This window comes from Pseudanabaena sp. lw0831 (assembly GCF_016584665.1).
Classification (GTDB): domain Bacteria; phylum Cyanobacteriota; class Cyanobacteriia; order Pseudanabaenales; family Pseudanabaenaceae; genus Pseudanabaena.
In genome coordinates this window covers 136,706-155,358 of sequence record NZ_BBJB01000016.1, presented here as the reverse complement: position 1 = coordinate 155,358, position 18,653 = coordinate 136,706, and the positions used below count along the sequence as shown (strand labels likewise).

Below are 18,653 nucleotides of genomic sequence, written 5' to 3'. Positions count from 1 at the left end.
TTTGCATGAAAGTTGAAATCACAGCAATTCCTGATATTTTACTAATTACACCTAGGGTGTTTGGTGATCAGCGCGGCTTTTTTTATGAGTCTTACAACCACCAGGTTTTTGTCGAAAAAACAGGTTTAGATCTCACCTTTGTCCAAGACAATCATTCACGATCTCAAAAAAATGTATTGCGAGGATTACATTATCAAATTGGCAAGCCGCAAGGCAAATTAGTCAGAGCTTTAGCAGGAATAATTCAAGATGTCGCTGTAGATTTACGACAAAGTTCTCCAACTTTTGGTAAATCGGTAAGTTATATTCTTAGTGCAGAAAACTATCAGCAACTATGGATTCCCGCAGGATTTGCTCACGGCTTTGTTGTATTGTCTGAAATTGCCGAGGTTTCCTACAAAACTACAGATTACTATGCTCCTAGTGAGGAGCGCTGTTTATTGTGGAGCGATCCTGAATTGGCGATCTCATGGCAACTGGATCACCCCCCAGTTTTGTCTGCTAAAGATGCTGTTGGTAAATTACTAAAAGAAACTGAGTTGTTTGCATGAGTCGAGTAGAAAAATTTCAAAAGGTACTTGTTACAGGTGGGGCGGGTTTTATCGGCTCTAATTATGTACATTACGCCCTCACCCATCATTCCAGTTGGGAGATTGTGGTCTTAGATAAGCTTACGTATGCAGGCAATTTAGATAATCTCAAGGATATTAGCGATCGCATTACTTTCGTCCAAGGCGATATTGCTAATCCTGAAGATGTGGACAAAGCCGTAAAGGGTGTCGATGCAATTCTCAATTTTGCTGCCGAAAGCCATGTCGATCGCAGCCTGAGAGATCCACTACCATTCATCCGAACCAATATCGAAGGCACATTACTATTATTGGAAGCGGCAAGAAAACATCAAATCAAACGCTTTCTCCATGTTTCCACCGATGAAGTCTACGGAGATTTAGTCGGTAGCGATCGCCATTCTCTAGAGTCAGATACCCTATCCCCTCGTAGTCCATATGCTGCCTCCAAAGCAGGAGCGGAGCATTTAGTCTTCTCATATGGTATTAGCTATGGTTTAGATGTGTTAATTACCCGTGGATCGAATACTTACGGGCTGTATCAATATCCTGAAAAAATTATTCCTCTCTTCATCACCAATGCCCTAGAGTCAAAATCCTTACCTATTTATGGTGATGGTTCCGCCGTCCGTGATTATCTCTATGTTGAAGATCATTGCTCAGGCATTGATACTGTGCTGCACGCAGGTACAAGTGGTAGAGCTTATAACCTTGGTGCGCGTATGGAAGTCAATGGGATCGAGGTTGCCAAAACTATTTTAGGGCTGCTCGATCGCCCCGAATCCTTAATGCAATCTGTCAGCGATCGTCCTGGACATGACTACCGCTATTCCGTCGATCCTAGTGCAACTGAAGCATTAGGTTGGCAACGTCAATGGGACTTTCAACGCGGTATGGCACATACTGTAGCTTGGTACAAACAAAACTCTGACTGGTGGCAAGCAGTCAAAGATAAGAAAGTATTCCAAGAACATTACAACCAGTGGTATGCCCGATGAGTCAACCTCTAAGAGTTGCCTTAATTGGCGCAAATGGACAATTAGGCTCGGATATTACTAGTCATTTTTCACAATGCGATCGCTATCAACTCACCGCCTTAACTCGATCCGATATTGACATTAGACAGTCTGACATTGTTGATCAAGTCTTAACCAGCCAGAAATTTGATGTGGTGATCAATAGTGCTGCCTATGTGCGTGTCGATGACTGTGAGCAAGAAGTGGATACAGCTTTTGATGTCAATGCGATCGGCGCGTTAAATGTGGCGCGAACCTGTCGTGATATTGGCGCTGTGTGTGTGTACATCAGTACCGATTATGTGTTTCGTGGCGATCGCCAACCTCCTTACACAGAGTCCGATATTCCTAACCCAATTAATATCTACGGCACATCCAAGCTTACGGGGGAATACCTAGTCCAACAAACCCTTGAGCGATCGCTAATTTTGCGAATCTCCAGTGTCTTTGGGAAAGCGGGGGCAAGCGGTAAGGGTGGTAATTTCGTCGAAACAATGATTAAAAAAGCCAAGGCTAGCGATCAAATCAAGGTAGTTAATGACATATTTATGTCGCCAACCTATACCTATGATGCGGCCAGATTGCTTGATGTACTTTTGCAAGAAGGCGCAACATCGGTCATTCATGGCGCTAATTCAGGGAGTTGTTCGTGGCATGAATTTGCTAGTGCGGCGCTTCGTCTTGCTAGTATTCATTATCCCATTGAAGCTATTCCTGCCTCGGATTTTCCTACTAAAGCTACCAGACCGATGAACTCAGCATTAATTAGTAATCAGTTGCCCAAAATTACTGATTTTCATATGCGTCCTTGGCAAGAAGCTCTTGCAGCCTATATTCAAGCTAGATAAGAACACTTAGTGATTTTTATCTAGCATTTACTATTCAAAAATATGAAAGCTCTAATTCTCTCTGGTGGCAAAGGTACAAGATTACGCCCACTGACCTATACAGGTGCAAAGCAGTTAGTACCCGTTGCCAATAAACCAATCCTTTGGTACTGTATCGAAAGTATTGTCGCCGTTGGCATAAACGATATCGGTATTGTTATCAGTCCCGAAACTGGCGATGAAGTAAAAAGCAAAACAGGTAATGGCGATCGCTTCGGTGCAAATATTACCTATATTCTTCAAGATAAACCCGCAGGTTTAGCCCATGCTGTCAAGATCTCCCAGCTATTTCTTGGTGACGACTCTTTCATTATGTTTCTTGGTGACAACCTGATCGAATCGCAATTAGACACATTTTTGACCAATTTCAACCAAAAGCAGCTAGATGCGTTGATTTTATTACGCCAAGTCGCTGATCCTAGTGCTTTTGGCGTGGCAACTGTTGATACTGATGGTAAAGTGATCAAATTAGTCGAAAAACCAAAACAGCCTGAATCAAATCTGGCTTTAGTTGGGGTGTACTTCTTTAAAAAGACAATTCATGAGGCGATCGCCCAAATCTCCCCATCGGCTAGAGGTGAGCTAGAAATCACTGATGCGATCCAACAACTAATTGATACTCACAAAAATGTATCAGCATCCGAGCTAGAGGGCTGGTGGTTAGATACAGGCAAAAAAGATGATATTCTTGCCGCTAATCAAATTGTTCTTGATGCCAGATTAAAATCTCAGAATCTGGGAGAGATCGATAGTGACAGTAGTATTAGTGGGCGCGTAGCAATTGGTATCGGCTCTCAAGTTATTGGTTGCAAAATTCGCGGACCAGTCATTATTGGCGAAAATTGCCATCTTGAAAATGCTTACATTGGTCCCTATACCAGTATTAGCGATCGCGTTACGATCATCGAAACCGATATTGAACATAGCGTTATCCTTAGTGATACCAAAATCACAGGTATCCATCAACGCATCGTCGATAGTGTGATCGGACAAAGAGTGTCGATGAAAGTTTCCCCTAAGCGTCCACAGGCTCTGAGGTTTCTTGTGGGCGATGACTCCCAACTAGAAATCACATAGAAAATACATAGATCAATTTAGGAGAGCGACTTTTGTAGACTCACTCCTAACTAATGTTTTGGAGAGATTACTTGCTGTTAGTAATGAAATGCCATATGTTAGACCAACAAATGGAAGCACTGTAGAGTTTGTAATTAGCAAAAATTTGGTAAAAATCTAAATGAAAGCTGTAATTTTAGCTGGCGGTTTAGGGACTCGGTTAAGCGAAGAAACCCACCTCAAACCAAAGCCAATGGTGGAGATTGGTGGCAAGCCCATTTTATGGCACATCATGAAAACTTATTCAGCCTATGAAATCAATGATTTCATTATTTGTTGTGGCTATAAAGGATATGTAATTAAGGAATATTTCGCTAATTATTTTTTACACATGTCTGATATTACTTTTGACATGCAGTCCAATCAAATGGAAGTGCATCAAAAAAAAGCAGAACCTTGGCGTGTGACCTTAGTGGATACAGGTGAAATCACTCAAACGGGGGGAAGGCTCCAAAGAGTGAAAAACTATGTAGGTAGTGACACCTTCTGTTTTACCTATGGTGATGGAGTAAGTAATGTCAACATCAAAGAATTAATTTCTTTTCATCATAAGCAGAAACATCTAGCTACTGTTACAGCAGTCCAACCTCCTGGACGCTATGGAAATATTAATATAGCGCAAGGCTTGGTCTTAAATTTTCAAGAGAAACCTCAAGGGGATGGTGGATGGATTAATGGAGGTTATTTTGTTTTGGAACCAGAAGTATTTGATTTATTAGAAGGCGATCAGACCAGTTGGGAGTCAGAGACTTTACCAAAGATTGCCTATAAACAGGAATTGTCTGCTTTTAATCATTATGGTTTTTGGCAAGCAATGGATACTCTTAGAGATAAAAATTATTTGGAAAGCCTATGGGAAACTGCTAGCGCTCCTTGGAAAGTATGGTGATGACTTTAGAGTTTTGGCAAGATAAAAGAGTTTTAGTGACGGGGCATACTGGCTTTAAAGGTAGTTGGCTATCAATTTGGCTACAAATTTTAGGAGCTAAGGTCGTTGGCTATAGTTTGTCACCCCATACACAGCCTTGTTTATTTGATTTAGCTCAGGTCAGCGATCGCATTACTTCGATAGTTGGTGATATTCGAGATTTAGATCATCTTGTAAAAACAGTAAAAAAACATCAGCCTGAAATTGTAATTCATATGGCAGCCCAAGCTTTAGTACGTGAATCTTACAAAAATCCTGCTGAGACCTATGCTGTTAATGTTATTGGTACAGTAAATGTGCTGGAAGCAGTTCGCCAAGTGGGAGGTGTAAAAGCCCTAGTTAACGTAACTTCGGACAAATGTTATGAAAATCGGGAATGGGTTTGGGGATATCGTGAGAATGAGGCTCTAGGAGGTTATGACCCTTACAGCAGCAGTAAAGGCTGCTCTGAACTGGTAACATCTGCCTATCGTAATTCTTTCTTCCATCCTCAAGATTATGCACAACATGGAGTTGGCATTGCCACCGCTCGCGCAGGTAATGTCATTGGTGGTGGTGATTGGTCAAGCGATCGCTTGATTCCTGATATTCTCAAGGCTTGGCAGACTGGACAGAAAGTAATTATCCGCTACCCCCATGCGGTTCGTCCTTGGCAACATGTGCTTGAACCTTTATCTGGCTACCTTACCTTAGCAGAGCATTTATATAATGATGGCGTAGGTTACGCAGGTGCTTGGAATTTTGGTCCTAATGAATCTGATGCTCAGACCGTTGGCTGGATTGTTGAGCAGATGGCAAATCTGTGGGGTAAAGAAGCAGATTGGGTTCAGGAAACTTCATTACAACCCCATGAGGCTCACTATTTAAAATTAGATTGCTCTAAAGCGCATAGTCAATTAAAATGGCAACCAAAGTTAGAGGTAAAAACTGCCTTAGCTTGGGTCATTGACTGGACAAAATCTTTGCAGTCTGGAGCAAATATGAGAGATATTACTGCTCATCAAATTAATCAATTTAGCCTTAAATAACTTTAGAGAAAATCCAAATTTCAAGAAATATTAAATAGTTATGCCCCAAGGAAAATGTCGATTTTGTAAAACCAGTTTAAAACATACATTTGTCGATTTAGGTATGTCGCCTTTATCTAACTCCTATTTAAAATTAGACCAGTTAAACAAAGCAGAGAAGTTTTATCCTCTTCATACTTATGTCTGTGAACAATGTCTATTAGTACAGTTAGAAGAATTTGAATCTCCTGATCATATTTTTAGTGATTATGCTTATTTTTCTTCCTATTCAGATAGCTGGTTGAATCATGCTAAAAAGTACACCGATCTGGTGATTGACAGATTTAATCTTAATACATCTAGTCTAGTCATTGAAATAGCTAGTAATGATGGTTATCTTTTACAGTTTTTCAAAGAACAAAACATTCCTATTTTGGGGATCGAACCAGCCGCCAATGTTGCTCAAGTTGCTGAGTCTAAGGGTATCCCTACGCTAGTTAAATTTTTTGGGGCGCAAACTGCACAAGAATTATTTAATCTTGGCAAATCATCTGATTTATTACTAGGAAATAATGTCTTAGCTCATGTTCCTGACATTAATGATTTTGTGGCAGGAATGAAAATTATTTTGAAGCCTGAGGGAGTCTTAACCATGGAGTTCCCACATTTATGGCAGTTAATTAACCAAAATCAATTTGATACTATTTACCACGAACATTTTTCCTATTTGTCTTTTACCACTGTAGAAAAAATATTTGCTTGTCATGGGTTAACTTTATTTGATGTCGAAGAATTATCTACTCATGGTGGTTCACTGCGTATATATGGCATACATGAACACAATCAAAAATTTATAGTTAACGATCGCGTTAGATTATTAAAAGAAAAAGAGCATCAAGCTGGATTAGACAAAGTTGATACTTATCTTCAGTTTAGTAATCAAGTAATGTCCACTAAACGCAAGTTACTCAGCTTTCTAATTGAACTCAAAAACAATGGTAAAACTATTGTTGGTTATGGCGCTCCAGCTAAGGGCAATACCCTGCTGAATTATTGTGGTATTCGCACAGATTTACTTGACTATACTTGCGATCGCAGTCCTCATAAACAAGGATTATTCTTGCCAGGAACTCACATTCCGATCTACCCTCCTGACAAGATTGCAGAGACTAAACCCGATTATGTACTCATCTTGCCTTGGAATCTCAAGGATGAGATTTGCTTACAACTATCCTATATTCGTGAGTGGGGTGGCAAATTTATAATGCCAATCCCAGAGGTAGAGGTGTTGGAATGAAGTTTATAGAAACTAAGCTCAAAGGAGCTTATGTTATCGAAATTGAACCAATCTCCGATAATCGCGGTTTTTTTGCACGATCTTGGTGTCAACAGGAATTTAGAGATCGCGGTTTAAACCCTAACTTAGTGCAGTGCAATATTTCTTTTAATACTAAGAAAGGAACTTTGCGCGGAATGCACTATCAAGCAAAACCCCACGAAGAGGCAAAATTAGTTAGATGTACTAAAGGTTCAATCTATGATGTAATCATTGATATTCGTGACGATTCATCTACTTTTAAGCAATGGTTTGCAATTGAGATAGGTGCAGATAATCGTAAGATGCTATATATTCCAGAAGGATTTGCACATGGATTTATGACTTTAGAAGATAATACTGAGATCTTTTATCAAATGTCTGATTTTTATCATTCAGATGTAGCTAAAGGCATTAGGTGGGATGATCCAGCCTTTGCCATTCAGTGGCATGTTACGAATCAACCGATAATTTCCGCAAAAGATCTAAGCTATCCATTGCACAGCTTTAAATAGCTAAGATGTATCCTCAACCAAATAAACACAAGTGAAACCGCGCATTTATTACACTAAACCATCTATCACGGAGCTAGAAGTCGAGTATGCCACCGATGCTGCTCGAAATGGTTGGGGCGATCGCTGTTACGAATACATAAATCTTTTTGAAGAAGCTTTTAAATCACATTTAGGTGTGGAATATGCGATCGCAACTTCAAGCTGTACAGGTGCTTTGCACATGGGAATGTCAGCAGTGGGAATTGGTGAAGGCGATGAGGTGATCATGGCTGACACTAACTGGATTGCAACGGCTGCTCCAATAGTACATTTGGGTGCTAAGCCAATATTTGTAGATATATTGCCCGATAGTTGGTGCATCGATCCTGACTTAGCGGAGGCAGCAATTACGCCACGAACTAAGGCAATTGTAGCGGTTCATTTATATGGCAATTTATGTGACATGAATCGGTTGCTAGCGATTGGTGAAAAGTATGGCATTCCTATCATTGAGGATGCGGCTGAAGCGATCGGCTCTGTCTATCATGGTAAGCGAGCTGGCAGTATGGGTAAGTTTGGTAGTTTTTCCTTTCATGGTACAAAAACGCTTACTACTGGCGAAGGGGGAATGTTTGTCACCAATGATGCTGACCTTTATGAGACTGTACTTACACTCTCTAATCATGGGCGTGCTAGAGGACAAACTAAACAGTTTTGGGCAGATATGGTCGGCTTTAAGTATAAGATGTCAAATATTCAAGCTGCGATCGGCTATGGTCAAATGCAGCGAATTGATGAACTAATTACTCGTAAGCGCGAAATCCTAAAATTCTATAAAGATCATCTCGAGTGTCTTGATGGTGTGTCGATGAACCCTGAACCAGAAGGAATGATCAATGGTGCATGGATGCCCACAATAGTATTTGACAAACAAACTGGTGTTACTCGTGAACAATTGCAATCTCTTTTTAAATCAGAAAATATAGATGCAAGAGTATTCTTTCATCCTCTATCAAGTTTATTGATGTTTGAGGATAAAGAAGTTAATATTAACTCATGGAATATTCCATTACGCTCGATTAATCTACCTAGCTATAACGATTTGAGCAATCAAGATCTATCTTTTGTTATTGAGTGCGTTTCCAATAAATTAAAAATTCTATCTAGATGCTAAATAATTTACTTACAAAAGAACAAGTAAAAGATTTCAAAGAATATGGCTACGTTGTAATCAAAGGCTTTTATGACTGTAGTTTAGAAATAGAGCCTATACAGTACGGTATATGGAAAATCTTAAAAATTCTTTTTGAGAAATATCATATTGAGGTTGAAGCTAAAGAATTTTCTCCTAAGACCTTCGACTATGGATATCAAAAGCTAATTTCCGTTAATCGCAGATATGGAGGTGAGGTATATGATGCCATTAAACAGATACCTGCTTTTATGCGTTTGATTAGTTTAGAAAAAAACGATCAAATATTTATGCAATTACGAAATACTGATACTCCAGCGATCGCTGCCGCAGGATATGGTATCCGTATTGACAACCCACACGAAGAGAGATATCGCTCCTTGTGGCATTATGAATATCGAGATCAGTTGAGAAGTATAGATGGCATAGTTTTCTGGAGTCCCTTAGTCGCTCTAACCTCTGGAATGGGACCTGTAAAGATCTGTCCAAGATCTCATCTTGGTGGATTGCGGCGATCTTATTTAAAAGATCCAGACAATCTCGAGAAAACAGGAGCATATGCGATGCGTCTAGAAAATGAAGCATCTTTAATTGCTCAATACGGTACTGTCGCGCCACTTTCAGAACCTGGGGATTTGGTGTTAATGGATTTTCTTACTTTACATTCATCGGGTGTTAATATATCTGAAAGGTCTCGTTGGAGTATGCAATTTAGGTACTTTAGTTTTGAAGATCCTAGCGGAATTAGCATTAATTGGACTGGCTGTGTCGCCAATGGCACACAACTTAAAGACATTCATCCTGAGTTAGTTATAGATTAAAGTTACATTTTTATCTAAGTTATCTCTAATCATCTAAACTTAAAATCAACTACTATGACCATCTGTGCATTAACTGGAAAACCGTTGCAAACACCTATCTACCAATCCCAAGGTAGTCTATCTGTTACATCATTAAGTCAAACCTATGAAGGAAAAACGGTTGTCTATTTTAATGAAGAGATAGGACATATTCAAACTAAAGAAATTGAAAACATTGATGTTTACTATGATAAACAATATAAATTTTTTAATCAAAGCGATGAAGATGACATTTTATATAAAGTAGTTGATGGCAAAAAAATCTTTAGACAGGAGCATCAGGTAAATACTTTACTCTCAAAGATTAACTTTGAGGATGAGATGCAAGTATTGGACTATGGCTGTGCTAAGGGTACAGTAATGAAGCGTCTAGGTCTTCAGAAACCCTCTGTTGAGACATACTTATTCGATGTAAGTCAAATGTATGTCAACCTGTGGGAACAGTTTTTACCATCGGATCATTATGCTTCTTACCAAACAAAAGAAGAGTGGCATGAAAAATTTGATGTAGTTACCTCATTCTTTGCCTTTGAACATACTCCAGATCCCGTCAAGGAACTGCGTAATATTAATACTTTGCTAAAGGATGGTGGACATTTTTATTGTATTGTGCCTAACGTCTTTGAGAATACAGGTGATTTTATAGTTGCTGACCATGTACATCATTATAGTGATGCGTCTTTGAGGTATCTGTTTGCAAAAGCAGGTTTTGAAACTGTTGAAATTGATGTTTCTTCGCATTTTGGGGCTTACATTGCTATAGGTAAGAAGGTTTCACAGAAATCTCTAGAATTCCAGATTAACTCCATAGATTTAGCAAATGTGGTAAATGCCGCGCAAGAGACAGCCAATTACTGGAATACGCTGCAAGATAAAATTTGCCAGTTTGAGCAGTCTGTCAGTGGACAAAAAGCTGCGATATACGGGGCTGGAGTTTATGGTAGCTTTATTGCCACATGCCTTAACAATCTAGATGATATTCAATGCTTTATCGATCAAAATCCTCTTTTACATGGAACAACGACTTTTAATAAGTCAATTATTCCTAATAGTGAATTGCCTACAGAAATTAAAGTCATTTATGTAGGACTAAATCCTAAGATTGCCCAACAGGTTGTATCAGGATTTCCAAAATGGCAAGAGACAGTATCTTCTATACTCTTTTTATAAAAAGAAGTTTATATATTTATTTTGTAGAAATGTTGTAAAAACTCTATCGCTCTAAACTACTTGGTATGAATAATTATTCGCATTTTAGTAAATTACTAAGCCTAATATATCAAAAAGCTCCTTTCCAAAAAAAGAAATTAGAGAGCTATTTGGGAAGTCAAACCAATTCTTTTTTTAATGAAGCAGAAGAGTTTACACAGCAATATACTAACTATTTAGACAGTCAAAATATTCCTGTTGAGTATGCTGTAAATGCATATTTAAAAATGTGTAACGATATGATGAGGTGTCAAGTCTCTTTTATGAGATCTGGGAAATATCCAGTTGAGATCTCTAAAGAAACATTTGATAATGTATATAACAATCCTCAAGAAATGAAGTCATACATGATTGGGTTAGCAATATCACAATTTCTATGGGAAAGTCATTATGAAATGTTTTCATGCTTAAAATCAGCTCTAAAAAATTATAGTAAAGATACAACAAGCTATCTTGAGATAGGACCTGGGCACGGACTGTTTTTGAGTCAAGCTGTAAGCACACTCCAAGATTGTAATAAGTATATTGCTGTAGACATTAGCCCAACTTCTATAGAAATCACTAAGTCGATTATGCAGGAATTACATGCCAATAATAAATTAAATATAACTTATTACAATGAAGATATGTTGTCATTGAGTCTTGAGCATAAATATGACTTTATAACAATGGGTGAAGTAATTGAACATGTGAGTTTCCCTGATAAGCTTTTAAATCAATTCCACAATTTACTAGCAGAGAATGGCAAAGGATTTATCTCTACCTGCGTAAATTGTCCTGCAATTGATCATATCTATCATTTCCATTCTGTAGATGAAATAAGAAAAATGTTTAGGAATTGTGGATTAAAGATTTTGGATGAGAGAGTTTGTCCAGTAGAGTCTTTACCGATGGAGGAAATAGTCAAGCGTAAAATTACCATTAACTATTGTGCGTTAGTGTCTAGGGGTGAAAACTATGAGTAGATTTGAACAGATTCAGATAGGAGATAGGGCTGAAATTAGTCATAAGGTTGTTCAAGATGATATTGATAGATTTGTAGAGCTTACAGGTGATGATAATAAGCTGCATACAGACAAGGCTTATGCAGCTAAAACAACATTTAAGAAACCTGTTGTTCATGGGATGTTGGGTGCATCGTTTATCTCTACAATTATTGGTACAAGACTTCCAGGAGATGGGGCATTATGGTTCTCTCAAAGTTTAGAATTCCTTATGCCTGTGCGTGTTGGTGATGATTTAACTATTACTGCCGAAGTCATAAAAAAATATGATAAGTTGCAAACCATTGAAATCCAGACTGATATATACAACCAAGACAAACAGAAAGTAACTACTGGTGTTGCTAAAGTAAAGATAATAGAAGAAATTGTTCCAACACAAGAACAAGAAGTTTCTACGTCTAACAAAAACAAAGTTGCTTTGGTAGTTGGTGCTACAGGTGGTATAGGAAAAGCTGCTTCACTAATGTTAGCAAAAGAGGGATTTGATGTTTTAATCCATTACTTTAGTGATCATGCTGGTGCATTAGAATTGAAACAGCAACTACAGCAATTAAATGTAAAGGCTGAGACTTGTAAAGCAGATGTAACTAAAGAAGAAGATGTAAAAGAACTAATCAAATTTTTTAAGCGCAAGTTTGACGTTTTAACAGTAGTTGTTAACTGTGCCACACTTAAGTTGCCCAATATTAAAATCGAGAATTTAGATTGGGAAGATATACAGAAACAAATTGATATTAATATTAAAAGTAATTTTTTTCTATTAAATCTTTGTTTTCCAATTATGGAGAAAGCTAAGTATGGAAAGATAGTATTTCTGGAAACACAATATACTGAGAGCACTCCTCCTCCAGAGTTACTACCATATATCACTGCAAAAGCTGCTTTATATGGTTTTGGTAAGTCTCTAGCAGTGGAACTAGCATCAAGAGGTATTCGTGTTAATTTTGTTTCGCCAAGCATGACGGAGACTGAGTTAATTGCTAATATACCAGAGAAAGTGAGGTTGGTTACAGCAGCAAAAACACCTCTACGGAGATTGGCAAATCCTGAAGATATTGCCCACGCGATCGCTTTTCTTGCATCTGACAAGTCTGATTTTATGACTGGAGAGACTTTGCGTGTGAATGGAGGACAAGTAATGATTTGATGTATTACCTAAAATAAAGACATGGTTATTGATTGTCATTATTTTGTTCAATATTTAATGATTTAATTTATATTAAATTTGATTTGAATTTATTTGAACTTATGAAAACACTGGTGCTTAAGGATTTAAAATACACTGAAATATTATCCAAGAACAAAGTGCTCGGAGAAAGCTTGTCAAATTCACCAATGTACACAATATCTGTGTTGTCTAACATAATTACATCACAGCTTAATGATATTTTAGAGTTTGTAATCAGAAGTCAAGCAATTAATGCAAAAGTCAATTTTGGAGACTACGATAATATTGTTCAGAATAGTGAAACCTATGCCGACTCTAATGTGGTAATTGTATTTTGGGAATTAGCAAACATAATAGATGGTCTGCAATATAAATCATTAACAATGACTTCAGAGGAGATAGCAGCACTGATTGTAAAAGTAAAGCAAGAAATTGATTTCGTATTTTATTCCTTGTCTACAACACCTTTAGTTATTTTCAATCAATTTAGTACATTAATATTTAATCAACATTTTTTGCGTGCAAACCAGTTTGATGAGATTTGTAATGAACTAAACCAGTATATTAGTAGCAATCTTCCAAGCAACTTTTTTTTGATACCTATAGACAAGCTATTTGCCCAAGTTTCCATAGAAAGAAGTGTTGATTTTCGTTACTACTATTCCTCTAAGTCTCTCTATAGTATAGAGTTCTTTAAATGTTATGCACAATTTATATCTCCTCTTATTCTTTCCGTTAATGGCAAAAGTAAGAAAGTACTAGTTTTAGATTGTGATAATACATTGTGGAAAGGTATTATTGGGGAAGATGGATTAAATGGGATTTCATTGTCTACTAATGACAAAAATGGTATTTTTTTTGAAGAGGTACATCATTTAATTAAAAATTTGTCAAAAGATGGAGTCATAGTTTGTTTATGCAGTAAAAATAATGAATCAGATCTAGATGAGATATGGAAATCCAGATCTGATTTTACTTTGAGTGAAAGGGATATTTTTGCAAAAAAGATAAATTGGCAGAGCAAAGATAAAAACTTACAGGAATTAATTGAAGATTTAAATGTTGGTGCTGATAGTTTAGTTTTTGTAGATGATTCGTCATTTGAGATAAGCTGTGTGGAAAGTAATTTGCCAGAAGTTACAACTTTACAAGTTCCTAAGCTAATTTATACTTATCCTTCTTTGTTTCGAGAGACAACTTCTCTATTTTTTAAGCCATCTCAAACCGCTGAAGATAAAAAAAGGCTAGAAATGTATCATTATGAGGCTCGGCGAAAGAATGAAAGAAAAAAGTTTGCATCAGTAGATGAATACTTAAGTTCACTAGAGCTTAAACTATCAATTCATATTAATCATTCAGATCATCTAACAAGAGCATCTCAACTTACTCAAAAGACTAATCAATTTAATCTTACAACTAAACGATATACAGAAACAGAAATCAAAGATTTATTAGAAGGCGGCGATCATCGTATCTATGTTATGGAAGTGAGCGACAAATTTGGAGATTATGGTCTTACAGGGTTGGCAATTATCGCTATCAATCATACCGAAGCAGAAATAGATACATTCTTATTGAGTTGTAGAGTATTGGGACGTAATATAGAAATTAACTTTGTTAACTTTATTATTAATGACCTAAAAGAATTAGGTATAAATCATATCTTTGCAAATTATGCGAAAACCTCTAAGAATATGCAAGTAGCTAACTTCTATGAAAAAAATGGCTTTGACATTTTATCTGCTAGTGATTCTAGGACTGAATATCGTTTATCATTAAATTCACTATAAGAATGAGTTTTTTGTTTTTAAGTTTATTTTTAAATAGTCTGTATAATATTGAGTTAAATATGATTGACAAAAGAATTAAACAAGTAATGGCGGCAGTGTTTGAGGTTGAAGCTGATTCTATTTCTGAAGATGCTTCTCCAGATACCATTGAAATTTGGGACTCCTTGCATCATATGAATTTGGTGGTTGCATTGGAGGAGGAGTTTACAGTTGTTTTTGATGATGAACAAATTGGTGATTTATTAAACTACAAGCTAATCAAAATTGCCATTTCAGAATTGATAAACTCTTAATTATGTTGTTGAAGAACATTAAACATCAATTTAGGCTTTGGCTCAATAATTTTAAAGTTGCCTATCGTTATGATGTGCTTATGGAGAAGGCAGTCACTCTGAAGTATATAGACACTATTTCATTTGGACATAAGTGTACTCTCCAATCTGGTGTCTACATTTATGGTTCTAGACGCGGGATGAAGGTGATTTTGGGTGATGATGTTGCTATAGGGATGGGCAGTACTATATTAGGAGAAGGCGGAGTCGAGATTGGAGATGCTACACATTTTGGACCTAATGTAGTTTTGACGACCCAATATGGAAATAGGAGTACAAGTTCTCTTGCGGAAACCTCCTTAAAGTATCAACCTGTTAAAATCGGGAAAGGTGTATGGATAGGTGCTGGTAGTATCATTATGCCAGGCACAGAATTGGGAGATTACTGTAGTGTAGCGCCCAATTCTGTAGTATATGGCAGGTGGATAGACAGCAACATACAACTTATGGGTAATCCTGCTAGAAAGCGGAAGTTCTAAATAAGTTTATCTAAATATGAAGATTGTTATATCTCAACCAATGTATTTCCCTTGGGTCGGAATGTTCGAGCAGGTGAATTTATGTGATGCTTACGTAAATTATGATGATGTGCAGTTTTCTAAAGGTAGTTTTACTAATCGTGTACAGATCAAAACTAATTCATCAAGAGGATTTAACTGGCTTACAGTTCCTCTAAAAAATTTAAAACTAGGTGTTTTGATTAATGAATTAGAGATAGATAATCAAAGGGATTGGCAAAACCAACATCTAGAATTGCTTAAACAATCTTATAAAAATGCACCTTATCTTAAGGAAATGCTAGATTTAGTAACTAATCTTTTTGATTGCCATCTTCATACTATTGCAGAAGTCTCTATAAAAAGTATAGAACTTAGTATTGATTACTTTGATATTGCGAAAGATAAAAGTTTTTACACTGCTTCTAAACTGGGGATAGAAGGTAGTAATTCTGAGAGGGTATATCAGATAGTTAAATATTTAAATGGGACTCATTACATTACTGGACATGGAGCTAAAAATTATTTAGATCATTCTCTTTTCGAGAATAACGGTATTAGGGTAGAGTATATGAATTATCTCAAATTGCCTTATCCACAGCAATTTGCTACATTTAACCCTCATGTATCAATACTAGATCTTATTGCTAATATCGGTAAACAAGGGAAAGAATATATTAAGTCATCGACAATTTACTGGGAAGAATTTTTAGCATGAATCCTATCGAACAATTTGAGCAATCTAAGTCTATTAATATTGAAGGTCTAGGCAAGGATGATAAAGCAAAGAATTCGGCTATTCAGTTTATGCTGGATTCTGCACCATATCAGTATACTTATAATTTTTCTTGGTTAGGTCGTCCAATTATTCAGTATCCACAGGATATGTTGGCAATGCAAGAGTTAATCTGGAAAGTGCAGCCTGATTTAATTGTTGAAACTGGTATTGCTCATGGCGGCTCTCTAATCTTTTCAGCTTCGATATTAGAACTTAATGCTATTTGTGGTGGTTGCCAAGATGCTGAAGTATTGGGATTAGATATTGATATTCGCGCTCACAATCGAGATGTCATTGAAGCGCATCCCATGTTCAAGAGGATTTCTATGATTCAAGGGTCTAGCATTGCACCTGAAATTATTGAGCAAGTCAAGGTAAAAGCTGTTGGCAAAAAAAAGATCTTAGTCTTCTTGGACAGTAATCACACCCATGAGCATGTACTTGCCGAACTAAAAGCTTATGCACCGCTAACATCAGTAGGTAGCTACTGTGTGGTATTTGATACTGCGATCGAGGATTTGCCTAATGAAATGTTTAGCGATCGCCCTTGGGGAGTAGGCAACAATCCTAAAACAGCAGTGTGGGAATACCTCAAGTCTCATCCAGAGTTTGAGATCGACAAAAGTATTGAGCACAAACTTTTGATTACAGTTGCACCAGATGGGTATTTAAAGAGAGTGAAATAATGACGAATAATATTGATGAACTTAAAAAACAGCCTTTAGTTAGTGTTGGTATTCCGACATATAATCGTCCCGATGGTCTTAAAAGAACTTTAGAATGTATTACTCAACAAACTCATCTAAATCTTGAGATTATTGTGTCCGACAACTGCTCTACAGATCCCAACGTAGAAATAGTAGTTAAAGAATTTCAAAAAAAAGATGCTCGCATTCATTACTTTAGGCAAATAGAGAATAAAGGGGCAGGGGCTAATTTTTTATTCGTGCTTAAGCAAGCTATGGGTAAATATTTTATGTGGGCTGCTGATGATGATGAGTGGGAGCCTGAATTCATTCAAGTATGTTTAGCCAATTTTGATGACCACACGACACTTGTTTTCCCAAAAATGAGTCTTTTGTATAGAAATAATAATCTGACTGAGGAAATAGTTTTACCAAACATCTCTAGAAATAACTCAAGAGCGGAAAATGTGAGTGCATTTTTAGATTCTCCTGCACCAAGTATGTTTTATGGGTTACATCTCAAAGAATCATTAATACGGAATTATGAACAGAATTATGATGATTTCTGCTTTGATTTTGCTGATTGCTCTATATTAACTAAAATTTTGCTCAACGGACAAGTGGAAGTTTTAAACAGTCTGGACAAAGCGCTCTACATAGCTGGAGTAGATAATACGGAGTATGTTATTAAAGCTGTCGATTCAAGAGTAGATAGAATGCTTGTATACAGTCCATATATCATGAAACAAATCAGCTTAATTTTCACAAGCACTATTAGCTTAAAAGATAAAGTTAAGCTTGTACGCAAAGTTCTAATTACAACTTCTCGACTATTTCTTTGGCATGAAAAAAATTATAAAGATATTAACATTTTCAATAAGCTTAAATTCTTTACTGTAGAACTTCTAATAATGCTTGATTCTAATTTGGTTTGGGTAGTAAAAAAGATTCGCCAAGCAAAGCTTAAAAAAGGAGAAATAACTAAGAATTACCTTGCCCATGGAATCAACGAAAGTTCTATAAAAGAAGAAAAAAACCACTCTAAAATATCTTACTCACAATCAGGTGAAGATTTAATTATTAGGTTTATTTTTGATGCTATTGGAATCCAAATACCATCCTACATTGATATTGGAGCTTATCATCCAGAGTATCTTAGCAATACAGCCTTGTTCTATCAAAATGGTAGTAGAGGTATCAACATAGAGCCTGATCCTCAGCTGTTTGAAAGTTTTAAATCCTCTCGGGCAGAAGATATTAACTTAAATATTGGGATTGACGATGTGCAAGGAGCTAGAGATTTTTACATTATCTCAACTCCTACGTTAAATACATTTTCTAAAGAAGAGGCAGAAAATTGCACTCGAGAAAATAATCATCAAATAGTCGCGATCTCAAAGACTAAAGTAGACGTGATTCCAAATGTTATACAGAACTGTTGCAAAGGAGTTTTTCCAGATTTCTTATCTTTAGATGTTGAGGGACTTGACCTGAAAATCTTACAATCTATAAATTATGAACAGAGTTCTCCGTTGATAATTTGTGTTGAAACTATTTCTTTCTCCGAAACTGGTAACGGGGTGAAAGACATACACATTATTCAGTTTTTAGAAAGTAAAGGGTACATGGTTTATGCTGATACATATATCAATACTATCTTTATCAAGAAAGATAAGTGGTTACTTTCATAAAAATATTTAGATTGACAATAATTGATAACCGTTTCAAATATTTTGAACAGACTTAGGGCATCAGTTTTAATTGAAATCAATACCTGAAAGTAATATCAATATTTAACTTAAAGA

19 protein-coding genes are annotated in these 18,653 nt (G+C 36.6%); all 19 read left to right on the top strand.

Features of this window, described 5'->3' with window-relative positions:
* The first annotated feature begins 5 nt into the window (after window positions 1-5).
* The 19 genes from rfbC (APA_RS03805) to APA_RS03715 all read left to right on the top strand — a co-directional run bounded on the left by rfbC (APA_RS03805) (window position 6) and on the right by APA_RS03715 (window position 18,539).
* The gene (gene rfbC, locus APA_RS03805; RefSeq protein ID WP_201320983.1) at window positions 6-551 is read left to right on the top strand and encodes a dTDP-4-dehydrorhamnose 3,5-epimerase; all 546 of its coding nucleotides are present in this window, start codon (window positions 6-8) and stop codon (window positions 549-551) included.
* Window positions 548-1,567: a dTDP-glucose 4,6-dehydratase gene (gene rfbB / locus APA_RS03800; RefSeq protein ID WP_201320982.1), complete on the top strand. Its 1,020-nt coding sequence runs from the start codon at window positions 548-550 to the stop codon at window positions 1,565-1,567. Before rfbC (APA_RS03805) ends, rfbB begins: the two co-directional genes overlap by 4 nt.
* A complete protein-coding gene (gene rfbD, locus APA_RS03795) occupies window positions 1,564-2,433 on the top strand; it encodes a dTDP-4-dehydrorhamnose reductase (RefSeq protein ID WP_201320981.1) in 870 nt (289 codons plus the stop codon). The genes rfbB and rfbD overlap by 4 nt, the downstream gene beginning before the upstream one ends.
* A gap of 42 nt (window positions 2,434-2,475) precedes the next feature.
* Window positions 2,476-3,549, top strand: a complete 1,074-nt coding sequence (locus tag APA_RS03790) for a glucose-1-phosphate thymidylyltransferase (protein WP_201320980.1) — start codon at window positions 2,476-2,478, stop codon at window positions 3,547-3,549.
* Between the two features lie 160 nt (window positions 3,550-3,709).
* Window positions 3,710-4,477: a glucose-1-phosphate cytidylyltransferase gene (gene rfbF / locus APA_RS03785; RefSeq protein WP_201320979.1), complete on the top strand. Its 768-nt coding sequence runs from the start codon at window positions 3,710-3,712 to the stop codon at window positions 4,475-4,477.
* Window positions 4,477-5,544, top strand: a complete 1,068-nt coding sequence (rfbG, locus tag APA_RS03780) for a CDP-glucose 4,6-dehydratase (RefSeq protein WP_201320978.1) — start codon at window positions 4,477-4,479, stop codon at window positions 5,542-5,544. The genes rfbF and rfbG overlap by 1 nt, the downstream gene beginning before the upstream one ends.
* A 40-nt stretch (window positions 5,545-5,584) precedes the next feature.
* A complete protein-coding gene (locus APA_RS03775) occupies window positions 5,585-6,820 on the top strand; it encodes a class I SAM-dependent methyltransferase (protein WP_201320977.1) in 1,236 nt (411 codons plus the stop codon).
* Window positions 6,817-7,353 carry a dTDP-4-dehydrorhamnose 3,5-epimerase gene (gene rfbC, locus APA_RS03770; protein WP_201320976.1) on the top strand — a complete coding sequence of 179 codons (537 nt, stop codon included), beginning with the start codon at window positions 6,817-6,819 and terminating at the stop codon, window positions 7,351-7,353. The genes APA_RS03775 and rfbC (APA_RS03770) overlap by 4 nt, the downstream gene beginning before the upstream one ends.
* A 31-nt stretch (window positions 7,354-7,384) precedes the next feature.
* Window positions 7,385-8,506, top strand: coding sequence for a DegT/DnrJ/EryC1/StrS family aminotransferase (locus APA_RS03765; RefSeq protein ID WP_201320975.1), 1,122 nt, complete (start codon window positions 7,385-7,387; stop codon window positions 8,504-8,506).
* Window positions 8,500-9,345: a phytanoyl-CoA dioxygenase family protein gene (locus APA_RS03760; RefSeq protein WP_201320974.1), complete on the top strand. Its 846-nt coding sequence runs from the start codon at window positions 8,500-8,502 to the stop codon at window positions 9,343-9,345. Before APA_RS03765 ends, APA_RS03760 begins: the two co-directional genes overlap by 7 nt.
* A gap of 54 nt (window positions 9,346-9,399) precedes the next feature.
* A complete protein-coding gene (locus APA_RS03755; RefSeq protein WP_201320973.1) occupies window positions 9,400-10,554 on the top strand; it encodes a class I SAM-dependent methyltransferase in 1,155 nt (384 codons plus the stop codon).
* A gap of 65 nt (window positions 10,555-10,619) precedes the next feature.
* Window positions 10,620-11,558: a bifunctional 2-polyprenyl-6-hydroxyphenol methylase/3-demethylubiquinol 3-O-methyltransferase UbiG gene (locus tag APA_RS03750; protein ID WP_201320972.1), complete on the top strand. Its 939-nt coding sequence runs from the start codon at window positions 10,620-10,622 to the stop codon at window positions 11,556-11,558.
* The gene (locus tag APA_RS03745) at window positions 11,551-12,744 is read left to right on the top strand and encodes an SDR family oxidoreductase (RefSeq protein ID WP_201320971.1); all 1,194 of its coding nucleotides are present in this window, start codon (window positions 11,551-11,553) and stop codon (window positions 12,742-12,744) included. Before APA_RS03750 ends, APA_RS03745 begins: the two co-directional genes overlap by 8 nt.
* Window positions 12,745-12,845: 101 nt before the next feature.
* On the top strand, window positions 12,846-14,555 hold the full coding sequence (locus APA_RS03740) for an HAD family hydrolase (RefSeq protein ID WP_201320970.1): 1,710 nt from the start codon (window positions 12,846-12,848) through the stop codon (window positions 14,553-14,555).
* Window positions 14,556-14,614: 59 nt separating this feature from the next.
* On the top strand, window positions 14,615-14,848 hold the full coding sequence (locus APA_RS03735; protein WP_201320969.1) for an acyl carrier protein: 234 nt from the start codon (window positions 14,615-14,617) through the stop codon (window positions 14,846-14,848).
* A gap of 2 nt (window positions 14,849-14,850) precedes the next feature.
* Window positions 14,851-15,366, top strand: coding sequence for a DapH/DapD/GlmU-related protein (locus APA_RS03730; protein WP_201320968.1), 516 nt, complete (start codon window positions 14,851-14,853; stop codon window positions 15,364-15,366).
* A 16-nt stretch (window positions 15,367-15,382) separates the two neighbouring features.
* A complete protein-coding gene (locus APA_RS03725; RefSeq protein ID WP_201320967.1) occupies window positions 15,383-16,102 on the top strand; it encodes a WbqC family protein in 720 nt (239 codons plus the stop codon).
* Window positions 16,099-16,848 carry a cephalosporin hydroxylase family protein gene (locus APA_RS03720; RefSeq protein ID WP_201320966.1) on the top strand — a complete coding sequence of 250 codons (750 nt, stop codon included), beginning with the start codon at window positions 16,099-16,101 and terminating at the stop codon, window positions 16,846-16,848. The genes APA_RS03725 and APA_RS03720 overlap by 4 nt, the downstream gene beginning before the upstream one ends.
* Window positions 16,848-18,539: a glycosyltransferase gene (locus APA_RS03715; RefSeq protein WP_201320965.1), complete on the top strand. Its 1,692-nt coding sequence runs from the start codon at window positions 16,848-16,850 to the stop codon at window positions 18,537-18,539. The genes APA_RS03720 and APA_RS03715 overlap by 1 nt, the downstream gene beginning before the upstream one ends.
* The last annotated feature ends 114 nt before the right edge of the window (window positions 18,540-18,653 follow it).

Excerpts from the sequence above, each read along its gene's own strand:
- APA_RS03755 (WP_201320973.1), top strand. The coding sequence starts at position 9,400 with ATGACCATCTGTGCATTAACTGGAAAACCGTTGCAAACACCTATCTAC.
- APA_RS03740 (WP_201320970.1), top strand. The coding sequence starts at position 12,846 with ATGAAAACACTGGTGCTTAAGGATTTAAAATACACTGAAATATTATCC.
- rfbB (WP_201320982.1), top strand. The coding sequence starts at position 548 with ATGAGTCGAGTAGAAAAATTTCAAAAGGTACTTGTTACAGGTGGGGCG.
- APA_RS03750 (WP_201320972.1), top strand. The coding sequence starts at position 10,620 with ATGAATAATTATTCGCATTTTAGTAAATTACTAAGCCTAATATATCAA.
- APA_RS03735 (WP_201320969.1), top strand. The coding sequence starts at position 14,615 with ATGATTGACAAAAGAATTAAACAAGTAATGGCGGCAGTGTTTGAGGTT.
- APA_RS03730 (WP_201320968.1), top strand. The coding sequence starts at position 14,851 with ATGTTGTTGAAGAACATTAAACATCAATTTAGGCTTTGGCTCAATAAT.
- APA_RS03715 (WP_201320965.1), top strand. The coding sequence starts at position 16,848 with ATGACGAATAATATTGATGAACTTAAAAAACAGCCTTTAGTTAGTGTT.
- rfbC (WP_201320976.1), top strand. The coding sequence starts at position 6,817 with ATGAAGTTTATAGAAACTAAGCTCAAAGGAGCTTATGTTATCGAAATT.
- rfbD (WP_201320981.1), top strand. The coding sequence starts at position 1,564 with ATGAGTCAACCTCTAAGAGTTGCCTTAATTGGCGCAAATGGACAATTA.
- APA_RS03720 (WP_201320966.1), top strand. The coding sequence starts at position 16,099 with ATGAATCCTATCGAACAATTTGAGCAATCTAAGTCTATTAATATTGAA.
- APA_RS03745 (WP_201320971.1), top strand. The coding sequence starts at position 11,551 with ATGAGTAGATTTGAACAGATTCAGATAGGAGATAGGGCTGAAATTAGT.
- APA_RS03760 (WP_201320974.1), top strand. The coding sequence starts at position 8,500 with ATGCTAAATAATTTACTTACAAAAGAACAAGTAAAAGATTTCAAAGAA.
- rfbF (WP_201320979.1), top strand. The coding sequence starts at position 3,710 with ATGAAAGCTGTAATTTTAGCTGGCGGTTTAGGGACTCGGTTAAGCGAA.
- APA_RS03775 (WP_201320977.1), top strand. The coding sequence starts at position 5,585 with ATGCCCCAAGGAAAATGTCGATTTTGTAAAACCAGTTTAAAACATACA.
- rfbC (WP_201320983.1), top strand. The coding sequence starts at position 6 with ATGAAAGTTGAAATCACAGCAATTCCTGATATTTTACTAATTACACCT.
- APA_RS03790 (WP_201320980.1), top strand. The coding sequence starts at position 2,476 with ATGAAAGCTCTAATTCTCTCTGGTGGCAAAGGTACAAGATTACGCCCA.
- APA_RS03725 (WP_201320967.1), top strand. The coding sequence starts at position 15,383 with ATGAAGATTGTTATATCTCAACCAATGTATTTCCCTTGGGTCGGAATG.
- rfbG (WP_201320978.1), top strand. The coding sequence starts at position 4,477 with ATGACTTTAGAGTTTTGGCAAGATAAAAGAGTTTTAGTGACGGGGCAT.